The sequence below is a fragment of the Pelobacter seleniigenes DSM 18267 genome (assembly GCF_000711225.1).
GTDB classification, from domain to species: domain Bacteria; phylum Desulfobacterota; class Desulfuromonadia; order Desulfuromonadales; family Geopsychrobacteraceae; genus Seleniibacterium; species Seleniibacterium seleniigenes.
This window is the reverse complement of record NZ_JOMG01000002.1, coordinates 2,483,642-2,497,784: the sequence shown is the minus strand read 5'-3', so window position 1 is coordinate 2,497,784 and position 14,143 is coordinate 2,483,642. Positions and strand designations below refer to the sequence as shown.

Below are 14,143 nucleotides of genomic sequence, written 5' to 3'. Positions count from 1 at the left end.
TTCATGGAAACAGCAACAGATCATCAAACTATCACAATATATAGAATTCTTAGCAGCTTTGTCCAGCCGCGTTCTCCTCCTTTGAAATTCTGTTATATTCAGGACAGAAACAGGTTCCGTTCCCTGATAAATTCGGGCTGAAATCTGCTCACCAAATCATCAACCAGGAGCGGATTGGCCTCCAGAGCCAGCACCCCTCGACTTAAAGCGATATCGAATTTCTCAGCCTGGTTGTGACCGATTCCGAAATAGCGGCAAAAATCACTGGCCAAGCAGAGCACCGCACAGAGTTTGAACACTTCCGGATCGGTTTCCAGAAGAGCTTCGAAATCGTGATGGTACAGAGCAACATCAACAATCTTCTTGGGATAATTCCAATAGTCCAGCAAGGCGGCCCCCACCATCTCATGGGAATAGGCATAGAGTCCGCGCTCGACATCGCGCAGTTGGCCTCGCCCCTCGTCAACGATCCGCAACACTTCGCGGTACAGCTCCTTATCGCGATTGATCATCACCACTTTGCCGATATGATGCTGCAACCCGGCCAGATAGGCTTCACTGGGATCCAGATCGGTCAACCGGGCGGCTATCATCCGACAGGCAACCGCGCAGCCGATGGAATTTTCCCACAGCTTGCGCTCCATCACCCCATAGGTCTGGTGAGTACTGCGCAAACTGTATTCCATGGCCATGTTTTTCAGGGCATCTTCGCCAACGACAATAATCGCACGATCAACCGAGTTGACCTGCTTGACCAGCTGATAAAAGACCGAATTGGCCATCCGCAGCAGACGAGCGGAAATGACCGGATCAAGGGAAACGGCGTTGGCCAGTTCTTTAAGTTTCAGCTCTGGCTTACGTAATAATTCAAGGAGTTTGGTCGCAACAATCGGGGAGGCCGGCAACTCCCCCATATTTTTGATGATCGACTCAAAATCGCTGAACATATTCATCGCCAGTCACCTGAATATTGAGCAGGTTTTACAAATCGGCAGCCAGGGCTCGCAGCTCGCTGCCGAATGCGCTGATATCCTCTTCCCGGGTCTGCCAGGAACACATGAAGCGGGCATGTCCGGACCCGATAAAGGTGTAAAAATGCCAGCCGGCATCATGCAGCGCCTGCAGCAACGGCTCCGGCAACTGAACAAAAACCGCATTGGCCTGAACCGGATGGATCAGGCGAATCGAAGGCACCGAAAGCAGTTCCTCACTGAGCAGTTGCGCACAGCGATTGGCATGGGCAGCGTTGCTCACCAGGGCGCCCGATTCCAGCAGCCCGACCCAGGGCGCGGCCAGGTAGCGCATTTTCGACGCCAGCTGTCCGGCCTGTTTGCAGCGATAGTCAAATTCGCGGGCCAGTTCGTGACGGAAAAAGACCACGGCCTCCCCCACCGCCATACCGTTTTTGGTGCCGCCGAACGAGAGCACATCAACCCCGGCCCGCCAGGTCAATTCCTTTGGAGCCAACCCGGTTGCAGCGACGGCATTGGCGAAACGAGCCCCGTCCATATGCAACCTAAGGTCGTGTTCGGCAGCCAGTTCCCCGATCCGCTGCAATTCAGCCTGGGAATAGACAGTCCCCAACTCGGTGGCCTGGGTAATGCTCAAGACCTTTGGCTTCGGATAATGAATATCGGTTCGCCGAGTGACCGCATGGGTCACCGCTGCGGGGCTGATTTTACCATCCTGACCGGAAACCAAAAGAATTTTTGTACCGTTGGAGAAAAATTCTCCGGCGCCGCACTCATCGGTTTCAACATGAGCCATCTCATGACAAATGACACTGTGATAGGACTGGCACAGGGACGCCAGGGCCAGAGAATTGGCGGCGGTCCCGTTGAAAACAAAAAAGACCTGGCAATCGGTCTCGAAGAAGTCCCGCAAGGCATTGCAGGCTTTGCTGGTCCAGCTGTCTTCTCCATAAGACTTGACGCAGCCGCTATTGGCGTCGGCCATGGCCTGCCACGCTTCGGGGCAGATACCGCTATAGTTGTCACTGGCAAATATATTTTTATTCATCGCTTCACACATCAGGAAAGAATAACAGGAATGTTACTTTTGGTACATAAAAAGCAGGGCAGCTCACCTACTCCGGGGAAAAAACTGGAGAAAAACGGTGCGCTCAATGGCCATGACAGCCGAAATGAACCAACACACAGGCCCCATCCGCGATCAGATTGATCCCCTGGGAACGACAATAATCCACCGCGTCCGCACTTTCGGCACCGGGTTGCATCCAGATATTGCGAATTCCCTTCCTGGCCGCCTGCCGGACAACCTGTTCCGTCACCCGTGGCGGAGTAATGATGGAAACACTTGCAACGGAATCGGGCAGTTCGCTCACCGAGGCAACACAGGGAACTCCTTCAACGGAAGATTGCGCGGGATGAACAGGGATGGCCTGGACATTGTTGCGCAAATAACAGCGAAAAATTTTATTGCCGAACTTTTCCCGGTTGTTCGAAGCGCCAACGACGGCGACCACAGGCGAGGCAAAAAACGCAGCGATGTTTGCATTAACGGACATACGAAATCTCCCGAAAACGACGACCGTGGACAGCCCGTTGAACAACAGCCTGTCATGCCCCGGCGGGCCATCAAATACGGCGCCAATTCTGTAAATTGTTGAGTTGGTCAGGGTGGGAAACATGGATTCTCCCTGCCCCTGCTTAAAAAACTCCCGGAACGGATTTATTCAGCAACCGGCGAGAAACAAACCCCGCTCAAGGCAGGACAACGGCCACCAGGTCCAACAACGGCCCTGGGTAAATCCCCAGCACCAGCACAGCGGCAAAGCAGCCGGCCAGCAGCAGATACTCACCGCGAGCACCGCTATTGGGAGCTAAAGTTACCGACTCTTCCTGGGCAAACAGGACAAGGATCGGCCGCAAATAATAATAGACCGAAACCAGCGAAGCAAAGATCCCGATGATGGCCAACCCGGTATAGCCATGCACCAGAGCGGCCCGGAACAACCCGAACTTGGCAAAGAAACCGGCCAGCGGGGGAATCCCGGCCAGGGAGAACAAAAATGCCGCCAGGGCCATGGCGCGCCGCGGGCAATGATAACCGAGCCCGCGCAACTCAGCATAGTCCTGCAGTTCATGCTGCTCGGAAGAGAGGGAGGTCACCACGGCAAAAGCCCCGAAGGTGGCAAAGCTGTACACAATCAGATAGAACAGCAGCGCCTTGCCGCCATCAGTCCCCCCGACCAGCAGGGAGATCAGTAGATAGCCCATGTGCACGATGGAAGAATAAGCGAGCATCCGCTTCAGATTGGTTTGCGGCAAGGCGGCGAAGGTGCCGACCAGCATAGTGATAATCGCCAACAGCGAGATCACCAGCTTGACTTCGGCAGCACCGCTGCCCATGACATTGAGCAACGGCAAAAAGGCTGCCAGAACCGCGCCCTTGGCAGCAGTGGACAAAATCGCAGAGACCGGGGCCGGCGCGCCCTGGTAAACATCCGGAGTCCAGAGATGAAACGGAACCAGGGAAATCTTAAAACCGATGGCAACCAGCAGCATGGCCCAGCCCGCCATCCCGAGCGGTCGCAACGCCCCACCTGACTGCAAGCCGCCAAGGGCCTCGACAATATGAAAAGATCCGGTTGCGGTGTAAATCAGGGCAATTCCGAAAGCCAGGAAACCGGTTGCTACCGCCCCGAACACCAGATATTTCAAACCAGCTTCGGCACCGCGATTGTCACTGCGGTTAAAGGCGATGAGAATATACAGCACCAGGGTAAAGGCTTCCAGCCCCAGGAACAGACCAATCAGGGAGGTCGCAGCGGACAACAGACTCATACCGGCCCCGGCAAACAGCAGCAGGGCCGTGTATTCCCCTCCGCCAAATCGGTGCAGATCCGCATAGCGGCGAGAGAGGAGCAAGGTAGCGGCGACCAGCAAGGACCAAACCACAGTGCAGAAACGGGCATACAGCGAGGTCCCGTACAAGCCCCCCACTTCCGTCAGGGCCGGGCTCAGCAGGGCGGCGCAGAGGGCGGCCAACACCGCCAGCACCGCACCACTGTAGAGCCAGAGGCGCCGCCCGGGCAACCAGGCTCCCGCCAGCAGGATCAGGGTCGCACCGAACACCAGAATCAGTTGGGGCAACAGGGATTGCAGTGCAGCCGGACTCATGGCAGCCCTCCAGAACGTAATAACAGACTGACCGGTAACTGCAACGGATCGAGCAGAGGTTGCGGATAACAACCCAGCAGCACGACCAGCACCGCCAAAGGAATCAGCACCAGCCATTCACGCCGCCCAAGGTCCTGCCGGTCAAAAGGTTCACAACTCGGTCCCCAGATGGTGCACTGCACCATACGCAGGGTATAAACTGCCGAAAACAGAACCCCGCCGACCGCAATAACGGCCCACAGCGGATGGCTGCCGAAGGTGCCGATTAAAACCAGGATCTCGCCAGCAAAGTTGGCCAGCCCCGGCAAGCCGAGGGAGGCGAGACTGAACAAAAGAAAGAACGCCGACAGATTCGGCTGGCTCTTCCACAGGCCACCAAGTTTTGGCAGTTCGCGTGTGCCGGTACGCTTTTGGACCAAGGCAATGGCGATGAACAGCGCACCCGTGGTCACGCCGTGATTGACCATCAGCAGCAGGCTCCCCTCCCAAGCGGTTTGCCCCCAGGCCACCAGGCCAAGGACCACAAAACCGAGGTGGGAAATGGACGAATAGGCGACAATGCGTTTGATATCAGTTTGCAAATAAGCGATCCAGGCCGCGTAGAAGATCCCGAACAAAGCCAACACAGCCAATACCGGCAACGACTGTTCGGCCGCCCGCGGAAAGAGCGGGAAGGCAAAGCGAATCATCCCGTAAACCCCGGTCTTCAGCAACAGTCCGGCCAGATCGATGGACCCGGCCACCGGGGCTTCCGTATGAGCGTCCGGCAGCCAGCTGTGAAAGGGGAACAGCGGAATTTTCACCGCAAAAGCGGCCATGAAACACAGGTAAAAGAGCATCTCCTGACCGAATCCGAGCTGGGTCTGCTTAAGCGCCGCCAGGGCGAAGGTATAGCTCCCGGTCTGTTCGCCGTGGAGCAGGTAGAGACTGATAATCGCCAACAGCATGCAGAGGCTGCCGGCCAGGGTAAAGAGAAAGAATTTGACCGCGGCATAGACCCGCCGCCGGTACCCCCAGATACCGATCAGGAAAAAGGTCGGAATCAGCATCAGCTCCCAGAGCAGGTAGAACAGCACCAGATCAAGGGCCAGGAACACACCGATGATCCCCGCTTCCAGCAGCAACAGCAATCCGAACAACAACGCCGGGTACTTCTCCTGATCCCAGGAAATCAGCACCGCAACCAACTGGAGAAAAGCGGTCAGGATCACCAGCAGCAGGGAAATCCCGTCCATGCCCAGGCTGTAGCGAATGCCGAAAGCTTCGATCCAGGACCGATCAGTCAACAGCATCCAGCCGTCTGGCCCGGCCGGGCAGGTCAGACAGGCCAGACTGAGCAACAGGACCAGCAGCGCAGTCGCCAGTGCGACCCAGCGTGCCAGAACCGCCGACCGATAGCTGGCAAAACACAGCACGGCCCCAGCCACGGGCAACCAGAGCAGCAGGCTAAGAAGTGGTGAAGATGTTCCGATATCAGCTGTCATCGCAATCCGCCTTTATGCCACTGCCCGGAGTAAAAACCAGCCGACGATAACCAGCAGGCCCCAGATAAAGCCTTGCAGATAACTGGAAATCCGGCCGTTTGCCAACAGCCTGAGGGATTGTCCCCAGGAAACAAAAGTGGCGGCAATGCCGTCAAGCAGCCCGTTCACCAGGCCTTCTTCAAGCCCCTGCCAGCAGAATCGGCCGAAACCGTTGAAAGGCCGGATCAACAGCCGCCGATAGAGCCCGTCAAAGCGCCAACCGGCGAGCAGAAACTCGCTCAGCATACCACTTTCCCGGATTTGGAACCGGTAGTAGCGCAGGTGCGCCAACAGCCAGCCCAGCACGAACACGGCGATAGCCAACCCGGTGAGGCGGTATTCCACCGCCACCGGCAGGTCCAGCACATCTCCTTCCCGCACCAGCCAGGCCGACAACCAGGAATGCCCGCCGAACAGGTGCGGCAGGTTGAGCAGGCCGCCAAACAGGCCGAGGGCCGCCAGGGGGACCAGCGGCCAGGTCATCAGTCCGGGCAGCTCATGGGGCAGCTCTTCGCCGCGATAATCCCCGGCAAAAACCAGGTAGCCGAGTTTGAAACTGTAAAAAGAGGTCAGCGCGGCGGTGAGCACGCCAAGTCCGTAAATGGTCAAATAAAAGGAACTCCCCTTGGCATAGGCCGCGGCCAGGATCATATCCTTGGAGAAAAAGCCGCCGGTCAAAGGCGCCCCGGCCAGACAGACCAGCCCGGCCAGGAACAGCCAGAACACGGTCTGCGAGCGCCGCCGCATCCCGCCCATCAGGTAGATGTCGTTCTCATGCCCGGCCAGGTTGATCACACAGCCCGCCGCCATAAACAGCAGGGCTTTGAAAAAAGCATGGGTGAGCAGATGAAACATGGCGGCCGACACACTGCCGACCCCGACGGCAAGAAACATATAGCCGACCTGGCTCATGGTCGAATAGGCCAGCACCCGTTTGATTTCCCGCTGCCCCAGTGCGCAGGTTGCGGCATACAGGGCGGTCAGCACGCCGATCAGGGCAATGGCGCCCAGCGCCACCGGCGACAGAGAGACCAGGGGAAACATCCGACAGAGCAGGTAGACCCCTGCGGTGACCATGGTGGCGGCATGAATCAGCGCGGAAACCGGCGTCGGTCCGGCCATGGCATCGGGCAACCAGGTCATCAACGGCAACTGGGCACTCTTGCCGCAGGCCCCGCCGAGCAACAGCAGCACAACCAGGGTAACGGTCAGCGGAGCCAGTTCCGTCGCCCGCCCGTTGATCGCCTCGATGCCGATGGTGCCGAACAGTTTGAACAGCCACAACAGGCCCACGGTAAAAAACAGGTCGCCGATCCGGGTAACGATAAAGGCCTTGCGGCCGGCTTCGGCATTTTCGCTCTGCCGATACCAGAAGCCGATCAGCCCGTAGGAACAGAACCCGACCCCTTCCCAGCCCAGGAACATCAGCAGCAGGTTGTCGGCCAGGACAATGGTCAGCATGGCGAACACAAACAGGTTGAGCAGGGCGAAAAAACGGGTCTGATCCGGATCTTCTTCCATGTAGCCGGCGGCATAGAGATGGATCAGGCTGGCCACGCCGGTTACCATCAAAGTCATGATCGCGGCCAGCGGATCGAACAACAGGCCGATATCCGCCTGAAAGGTCCCGCTGGACAACCAGGTGAACAACGTGACCCGGAGCCCGTCGCCGCCAGCGCCGGACAAAGCGCCGAGACAAGCCAGGAAACTGGCGATCACGCTGCCACAGGCGATAATCACCGGGACCGGCCGGGGCAGGCGATTCCCGAAGCAGGCGTTGATGATGCCGCCGGCCAGGGGGAGCAGTAAGGTCAAGGTCAACAAAACAGCCATCAGCCCCTCATTTCATCAAAAGCACGGACATCGATACTGTTCTTGCGCCGCTGCAGGTAGACCACCATGGCCAGGGAAATGGAGACCTCCGCCGAGGTCATGGCCATCAGGAAAAGCACCATGATCTGCGCGTCGATCCGCTGCCAGAAGGCCGCAGCACCAACCAGGGTCAAACCGACCGCGTTGAGCATGATCTCCGCCCCGATCAGAATCATGATCAGGCTGCGGCGGACGATCACGCAGGCCAGGCCGAGCACGAACAGAATCGTCGAGATCACCAGCAGATGTTCAATGGGGACAATCATTGGCCATCCTCCTGTTTGTTCCTGCGCTCGGGCCGGCCGACATAAAAGGCTCCGACCGCCGCAAACAGCAGCTGAAAGGAGACAATTTCAATGGCCAACGCGTACTCCTTGAACAGGGCATAACCAAAATCACGCGGCGTCGCATGCCAGCGCGCCACCGCCCCGGTGCTGGCGGGATCAAGCCCGGTCAGCAGCAGGGTACAGCCCGCCAAGGCGATTGCCAAAAGCAGGATCGGCAGCCACTGCAGCCAGGTCGGCGCCAGGCGCGACGGGCCGCTGGTCGGCGACACCTCCAGCATCATGATGATAAACAGGAACAGCACCATAATCGCCCCGGCATAGATGATCACCTCCCAGGCCGCCACCAGTGGGGCTCCGAGCAGGTAAAACAGCAGCGCCAGGGCAAAGAAACTGTTGACCAGATAAATGACCGCGTGAACCGGGTTCTTCTGGAGTATTGCCAACAGGGTGGCAACAATGGCCAGCACGCCGAGAAAGTAAAAAACAACCGTCGCAATCATGGCAGCAGGTCCTTGTGATCGACCGGGTCCGACTCCTGGGGATTTTTCCCCCGGGGAGCGGCGACACCGATGCCAGCCTGGCGATAGAAATTGTACTCATTATTCTGCCCGCAGTGGTCGACCAGCAGATCCTCTTTTTCATAGACCAGTTTCAAAGGATCACGCCCGGCCAGTTCGAAATCGCCGGTGACCTGAATCGCCAGGGTCGGACAGGCCTCGGTACAGAGCCCGCAGAAGATGCAGCGGGTAAAATTGATCCGGAACCAGGCCGCATAGCGGCGCCCGTCTTCCGCTTCCGTTGCCTGCATGGAGATACAATCGACGGGACAGGCGGCGCTGCACAGATGACAGGCGACGCAGCGTTCGTTGCCGTCCGGGTCGCGGGTCAGGATCAGTCGTGCCCGGTAGCGGGGCGACAGCTGGGGCTTCTCTTCCGGATACAGCTGGGTCACCGGCTTGCGGAACATATTCCGCAGGGTCACCCAGAAGGGTTGCAGGGTGCCTCGAATGTCTCGCCAGATATGCATGGTCAATTCAACCCCAACAGAATCGCACCGGTCACCAGCACATTCAACAACGCGACCGGCAGCAGAATTTTCCAGCCGAAATGCATCAGCTGATCATAGCGTAACCGCGGCAGACTGGCCCGAGTCCAGATAAAAAAGAAGCAGACCGCCAGCACCTTGACGATGAACCAGACCACCCCCGGCAACCAGGGACCGTGCCAGCCGCCCAGGAAAAAGACCGTGACCATCGAACCGAGGATGATCATGTTGATATATTCGCCGACAAAAAACAGGCCGAAGCGCATCCCGGAATATTCCGTATGAAACCCGGCGACCAACTCGTTTTCCGCCTCGGGCAGATCAAAAGGAATCCGCTTGCTCTCGGCCAGAACACTGATCAGAAAGACCAGAAAAGCCACCGGATTGAGCAGGATAAACGGCAACGGCTGTTGAGCCATGACGATATCCGTCAGCGAAAAAGAATGTGCCATCATGATCACCGGCACCAGCGACAGCCCCATGGACAACTCGTAACTGATCAGCTGGGAGAGCCCGCGGATACTGCCGATCAGGGCATATTTCGAGTTGGAGGCCCAACCGCCCAAGGCGACTCCGTAGACCGCCAAAGATGACAGACCGAGAAAATACAACACCCCGACATTGAGATCGACCACCACCAGCGGCAGGGTTTTGCCGAACAGCTGGAGGGGCGGACCAAACGGAACCACTGCAAAGGTCAGCAACGCGGTGACCGCGGACAGCCCGGGAGCGACCAGGAACAACCACTTGTCGGCCTGAGCCGGGATGAAATCTTCCTTGGTCAGCAACTTGATGACATCGGCAAGGGGTTGCATCATCCCGAACAAGCCCGCCCGGTTCGGTCCGTAGCGCAATTGCATGCGGCCGAGCAACTTGCGTTCCGCCAGCACCAGATAAGCGGCCATAGTCAGGACCACCGCAAAGATGGCGATCAGCTTGGCCAGGATCAAAACCACCGTCAGCAGGGGATCACTCATCGACGCCCTCCTTGCTGAGCTGGCAGAAACTGATCTCGCCGCCGGGAACCGGTTGCGGCTGCAACCCGGAATGTTCCAGCAGGACACAGCCCTGCGCCAGGCGCGGTTGCCAGACCAGCGGCAGGGTCAGGGACCCGGCTTCGGTATCGAGCACCACCCGGTCCCCCTCCTGCAGGCCGCGCGCCGCGCCGTCGGCAGGATTGAGCTGCGCCACCACGGCCGTGGGAAAACGCGGTTCCAGTTTGGCGGAATGACGGCTCAGCAGATCGCTGCCATAACGGGCCGGGCTGATGATCAACTGCAAAGTTCCCACCGGTTGTTCCGGGATCAGCGCCGCCGCGGCATCGCGCACTGGAGCGGCTGTTACCCGCGGCCCGGTCGCACCGGGCAATAGCTCCACCAACCCGGCCAGACGGGGAGCCTGCGCCACCATCTGTTCGGCCAGCTGTTGCGGGGAATGCTCCTCTCCCAGCAGCTGCTGCAGAATATCTTTGCTTGCCAGGGGCTCGCTGCCCGGGGTCTCCAGAGAAAACTCCCGTGGCGGATGCTGCCCGGCGCTGCTTGTTACCAACGGAATTCCCGGCTCCAGCACCTTGGCGAAGCGTCTGAGCCGGCCTTCGTTATTGATGAAAGTCCCATCGGTTTCAACGCTGGTGCGAGTCGGAATCACCAGGTCCGCATGAGTGCTTAACGGCGTTGCCAGGTAATCGCACACCACCAGGTGATCCAGCCCGGTCAGGGCGGCGGCAAAACGCTCGGGGTCCGGTGCGTCGACCAGCGGATCGCTTTCGAAACAGACCAGCATCCGCACCCGGCCGCTCTCCAGCCGGGTCAGCAGCTCGCCCGCCGCAGGCGACCCGAGCAGGGCGCTGCCAAAGCTGTTGGGAGCCGCCAGTAACGGATAGACGGGGCAGAGTCGCGCTTCGCTCGAAACAGTCAGCGACAGCTTGTGAACCAGTTGCAAACCAGCAGCACCGAGCAGATCAGCGCCGGCAACAATGACCGGCCGCGCCGCCTTGTGCAGCAGATCCCGCATATGCATGCCGTCGTCGCCACCATCCAGGATAAAATTGAGCAGGTCGAGGGGAGCCAGGGCCTGATGATCGAACTCACAGGGCAGGTCCACCGGGCGCGGGTCATAGACAAAGACCTGGCCGCCGTTGCGCACGGCCTGCCGCAGCGCCACTGCCAGCATCGGCCCTTCAGCCAACGGATCCGCCCCCAGCACCAGTACCAGGTCACTCTCGCGCACCTGCTGCAGGTTGGCCAGGCGCTCAGACAGGTCATGGGCCACCACTTCGGCAGCCTGCTGGCGCGGTTCGTGGCAGCTCAGCAGCGGGGCCGGGCAACCGAGCTGTTCGGCCCAGCGTTGCAGCAGCCAGTTGGTTTCCAGCGCGGCGCGTTCCGAGCCAAGCAGCAGCACTGATTCCGGGCCGTGCTCGCGAAGCGTCCGCTGAACCTCGTTTTGCAGCAGTTCCAGGGCCGCGGCCATAGCGATGGGCTGCTCGCCCCGGCGGGCCTGACGCGGCCGTTGCGGCGCGTTGACATAAGCACTGCCGAAGCGACCCCGGTCACAGATAAAGCAGCCGTTGACCGCCTGGTTTTCGCCGCCGCGAACCCGCTGCAACTCGCGCAAGCGACCGCCCGGCACTGTGGCACAACCCAGGGAGCAGTGGGGACAGACCGAAGGAGCTTCTTGCAGATCCCAGTAGCGCGACTTGAAACGGTAGGTTTTATCGGTAAACACCCCGGTCGGGCAGGCATCGACGATGTTGCCGGAGAAATCGCTCTCCAGCATGCCCTCTTTGAAACGACCGAAAAACAAGCGGTTGCGTGAGCCCATCACACCGAAGTCACGGCCCCCGCAATAATCCCGGTAGGTCCGCACACAGCGGTAGCACTGGATGCAGCGGTTCATCTCCTGAACTATAAATGGTCCAAGGTCCTGGTTGAGGTAAGTCCGCTTAGGACCGTCGTAACGGCGCAAACCATGCCCGCTGGCAATAGTCATCTCCTGCAGCTGGCATTCGCCGCCTTCATCACAGACCGGACAATCATGCGGGTGATTGAGCATCAGCCATTCGCCGACCCGTTCCCGGAAGGCCTGCGAGGCGTCATCGGTGGTGGTCACCACCATGCCCTCTTCAACCTTGATCAGGCAGGACATCTTCAGCCCTTTGAAGCTGCCTTCGTGAATGGTCACGGCACACATGCGGCAGGCGCCGACCGCACCGAGCTCCTTGTGATAGCAGAAATGCGGGACGATAATCCCCAACTCTTCAGCGGCCTCAAGAATCGTTTTGCCCTCGGGGACAGTGATGGTCTGATTGTCGATGGTCAGTGTCGGCATAATAGCTGTTCACCCGTCCACGCCGCGGCGGTTGTTCCAGGCAACCGGCCGGGTCGTGATGCTGGTATATTCAAGCCTCCCACCTCTGCGCAGAGAGTTAACGCGCAGCCGTTCGGCTTGTAAGAGTCAACGTTGTTTCCCTTGCTCCAAATGCTCAGGAACGAAAAGGACAACCGCCCTTCTCGATATGATCGACGATTTCCTGTTCAAAATGGGTCAGCAAACCGCTGAGCGGCCCCATCGCCCCTTCGGCCAGGGCACAGAAGCTGGTGCCGGAAATATTGTGGAACTGCTCCTTGAGCATGGCCAGATGCTCCGGCCGCCCCCTACCCCCCTCAATGGTTTCCAGCAGCCAGCGGACCATGCTCAGCCCGTCACGGCAGGGAGTACACCAGCCGCAACTCTCTCTGGCAAAAAAGCGGATCAGGTTGAGGGTGGCAGCAACCATGCAGGTCCGGTCATCAAAAACCGTCACCCCGGCGGTGCCGAAACGGCTGCCGACCGCCTCCAGGGTACTGAAATCAAGGGCGACGTCAAGATGCTCCGGGGTCAGATACGGGGTCGAGGCCCCGCCCGGCAGACAGGCCTTGAACTTGCGCCCCTGCCAAACCCCCTGACCATAGGTTTCCACCACCTCACGGAGGGGAATGCCGACCGGTAGTTCAAAACACTCGGTCCGATTGAGATGCCCGGACAGACCGAACAGTTTGGTCCCGGAACCGTCTGCGGTCAGGGCCAGGTCCTTGAACCAGACCGCGCCGCCGTTGATGATATGGGGGATGTTGGCAATCGTCTCCACGTTGTTGACCGTGGTCGGACGGCCGAACAGCCCTTTGACCGCCGGAAACGGCGGCTTCAGGCGTGGATTGGGGCGTTGCCCTTCCAGCCCGTTGAGCAGGGCGGTTTCCTCGCCGAGAATATAGCGACCGGCGCTGCCGTGGACATGCAACTCAAAATCGAAGCCGCTGCCGAGGATATCCTTGCCGATATAGCCGGCGTCCCGCGCTTCGGCGATGGCCCGGCGCAGATTTTCGGCCTGTTTTTCATAGGCATAGCGGATAAAGATGTAACCGACATCGGTCTGCAGGGCATAGGCCGAGACGATCATCCCCTCAACCAGCTGATGCGGATCGGCCATGAGCAGCTCGCCGTCCTTGTAGGTGCCCGGCTCCATCTCGTCACAGTTGCAGACCAGGTATTTCGGCCCCGGCTTGTCGGCCGGGAAAAAGGTCCACTTAACCCCGGTCGGGAAACCGGCCCCGCCCCGCCCGCGCAAGGCAGAGGCTTTGACCAGCTCACGCAACTCGGCCGGACTCATCTGGCGAAAAGCCTTCTCCAGCGCTTCATAGCCGCCACTGGCCCGATAACCTGCCATAAAAACGGTTTCACCGGGGCGGCGATTCTTAAAGAGCAGTTGCGGTGTGTCCCTCACTCCTGCGCCTCCTGGCTCAATTCAGCGAGCAGTCGGTCGACCTTGTCCGGGGTCAACTCGCCATAGAAGGTCTGCCCGATCATCACCCCCGGGGCCTTGCCGCAGCCGCCCAGGCAACAGGACGGCAGCAGGGTAAACAACCCGTCGGCCGTGGTCTGGCCGAATTCGATCTGCAGCCGCTGTTGCAGATGAGCGGCCAGCTCTTCGCCGCCACGGCTCCAGCAGCAGATCGAATCGCAGATATGGATGACATGGCGCCCCACCGGGTGGCGGAAGATCTTGTCGTAAAAAGTCGCGATCTCTTCGACTTCCAGGGGTGTCAGGCCGAGAATCCGGGCGGTCAGTTCAATCCCGGAATCGGGCACCCAGCCATGGTTTTTCTGCACCGTGCGGAGGATATCGATGATCATTTCCCGCGGATGCTCAAGATGTCCGGCATGGCGGATGAATTCGTTCAGCTCTTCTTCCGTGAGCAAGCCGCTGGAATCTATGACTTCAATCTCTGCCATCTCAGA

At 59.2% G+C, this 14,143-nt stretch carries 13 protein-coding genes; all 13 read right to left on the bottom strand.

The annotated features are described in order from the left end of the window. Positions 1–98: 98 nt before the first annotated feature. The gene (locus N909_RS0114230) at positions 99–953 is read right to left on the bottom strand and encodes an HDOD domain-containing protein (RefSeq protein ID WP_029916259.1); all 855 of its coding nucleotides are present in this window, start codon (positions 951–953) and stop codon (positions 99–101) included. Between the two features lie 28 nt (positions 954–981). Then, positions 982–2,019 carry a threonine aldolase family protein gene (locus tag N909_RS0114225; protein ID WP_084167713.1) on the bottom strand — a complete coding sequence of 346 codons (1,038 nt, stop codon included), beginning with the start codon at positions 2,017–2,019 and terminating at the stop codon, positions 982–984. A gap of 103 nt (positions 2,020–2,122) precedes the next feature. Beyond that, positions 2,123–2,527: a CoA-binding protein gene (locus N909_RS0114220; RefSeq protein ID WP_029916255.1), complete on the bottom strand. Its 405-nt coding sequence runs from the start codon at positions 2,525–2,527 to the stop codon at positions 2,123–2,125. A gap of 196 nt (positions 2,528–2,723) precedes the next feature. After that, entirely contained in the window at positions 2,724–4,142 is a 1,419-nt protein-coding gene (locus tag N909_RS0114215; protein WP_029916253.1) for an NADH-quinone oxidoreductase subunit N, read from the bottom strand. Then, positions 4,139–5,626 carry a complex I subunit 4 family protein gene (locus tag N909_RS0114210; RefSeq protein ID WP_029916251.1) on the bottom strand — a complete coding sequence of 496 codons (1,488 nt, stop codon included), beginning with the start codon at positions 5,624–5,626 and terminating at the stop codon, positions 4,139–4,141. Before N909_RS0114210 ends, N909_RS0114215 begins: the two co-directional genes overlap by 4 nt. A 12-nt stretch (positions 5,627–5,638) precedes the next feature. Beyond that, on the bottom strand, positions 5,639–7,498 hold the full coding sequence (gene nuoL / locus N909_RS0114205; RefSeq protein ID WP_029916249.1) for an NADH-quinone oxidoreductase subunit L: 1,860 nt from the start codon (positions 7,496–7,498) through the stop codon (positions 5,639–5,641). Further along, a complete protein-coding gene (gene nuoK / locus N909_RS0114200; protein ID WP_029916247.1) occupies positions 7,498–7,803 on the bottom strand; it encodes an NADH-quinone oxidoreductase subunit NuoK in 306 nt (101 codons plus the stop codon). Before nuoK ends, nuoL begins: the two co-directional genes overlap by 1 nt. Then, complete coding sequence (locus N909_RS0114195; protein ID WP_029916245.1) at positions 7,800–8,324, bottom strand: NADH-quinone oxidoreductase subunit J family protein; 525 nt, start codon at positions 8,322–8,324, stop codon at positions 7,800–7,802. The genes nuoK and N909_RS0114195 overlap by 4 nt, the downstream gene beginning before the upstream one ends. Continuing rightward, positions 8,321–8,851 (bottom strand): NADH-quinone oxidoreductase subunit NuoI, encoded by a 531-nt coding sequence (nuoI, locus tag N909_RS0114190; protein WP_029916243.1) that lies wholly within the window; start codon positions 8,849–8,851, stop codon positions 8,321–8,323. Before nuoI ends, N909_RS0114195 begins: the two co-directional genes overlap by 4 nt. Positions 8,852–8,853: 2 nt before the next feature. Further along, positions 8,854–9,846 (bottom strand): NADH-quinone oxidoreductase subunit NuoH, encoded by a 993-nt coding sequence (nuoH, locus tag N909_RS0114185; RefSeq protein ID WP_029916242.1) that lies wholly within the window; start codon positions 9,844–9,846, stop codon positions 8,854–8,856. Then, on the bottom strand, positions 9,839–12,196 hold the full coding sequence (gene nuoG, locus N909_RS23895; RefSeq protein ID WP_051689776.1) for an NADH-quinone oxidoreductase subunit NuoG: 2,358 nt from the start codon (positions 12,194–12,196) through the stop codon (positions 9,839–9,841). Before nuoG ends, nuoH begins: the two co-directional genes overlap by 8 nt. Positions 12,197–12,350: 154 nt before the next feature. Continuing rightward, positions 12,351–13,628 (bottom strand): NADH-quinone oxidoreductase subunit NuoF, encoded by a 1,278-nt coding sequence (gene nuoF / locus N909_RS0114175; RefSeq protein ID WP_029916238.1) that lies wholly within the window; start codon positions 13,626–13,628, stop codon positions 12,351–12,353. Next, positions 13,625–14,137, bottom strand: coding sequence for an NADH-quinone oxidoreductase subunit NuoE (gene nuoE / locus N909_RS0114170; RefSeq protein ID WP_029916236.1), 513 nt, complete (start codon positions 14,135–14,137; stop codon positions 13,625–13,627). Before nuoE ends, nuoF begins: the two co-directional genes overlap by 4 nt. Positions 14,138–14,143 lie beyond the last annotated feature (6 nt).

What these genes read in the sequence shown, in the direction of transcription:
- N909_RS0114230 (WP_029916259.1), bottom strand. Translation starts at nt 953, where the DNA reads ATGAATATGTTCAGCGATTTTGAGTCGATCATCAAAAATATGGGGGAG.
- N909_RS0114225 (WP_084167713.1), bottom strand. Translation starts at nt 2,019, where the DNA reads ATGAATAAAAATATATTTGCCAGTGACAACTATAGCGGTATCTGCCCC.
- N909_RS0114220 (WP_029916255.1), bottom strand. Translation starts at nt 2,527, where the DNA reads ATGTCCGTTAATGCAAACATCGCTGCGTTTTTTGCCTCGCCTGTGGTC.
- N909_RS0114215 (WP_029916253.1), bottom strand. Translation starts at nt 4,142, where the DNA reads ATGAGTCCGGCTGCACTGCAATCCCTGTTGCCCCAACTGATTCTGGTG.
- N909_RS0114210 (WP_029916251.1), bottom strand. Translation starts at nt 5,626, where the DNA reads ATGACAGCTGATATCGGAACATCTTCACCACTTCTTAGCCTGCTGCTC.
- nuoL (WP_029916249.1), bottom strand. Translation starts at nt 7,498, where the DNA reads ATGGCTGTTTTGTTGACCTTGACCTTACTGCTCCCCCTGGCCGGCGGC.
- nuoK (WP_029916247.1), bottom strand. Translation starts at nt 7,803, where the DNA reads ATGATTGTCCCCATTGAACATCTGCTGGTGATCTCGACGATTCTGTTC.
- N909_RS0114195 (WP_029916245.1), bottom strand. Translation starts at nt 8,324, where the DNA reads ATGATTGCGACGGTTGTTTTTTACTTTCTCGGCGTGCTGGCCATTGTT.
- nuoI (WP_029916243.1), bottom strand. Translation starts at nt 8,851, where the DNA reads ATGCATATCTGGCGAGACATTCGAGGCACCCTGCAACCCTTCTGGGTG.
- nuoH (WP_029916242.1), bottom strand. Translation starts at nt 9,846, where the DNA reads ATGAGTGATCCCCTGCTGACGGTGGTTTTGATCCTGGCCAAGCTGATC.
- nuoG (WP_051689776.1), bottom strand. Translation starts at nt 12,196, where the DNA reads ATGCCGACACTGACCATCGACAATCAGACCATCACTGTCCCCGAGGGC.
- nuoE (WP_029916236.1), bottom strand. Translation starts at nt 14,137, where the DNA reads ATGGCAGAGATTGAAGTCATAGATTCCAGCGGCTTGCTCACGGAAGAA.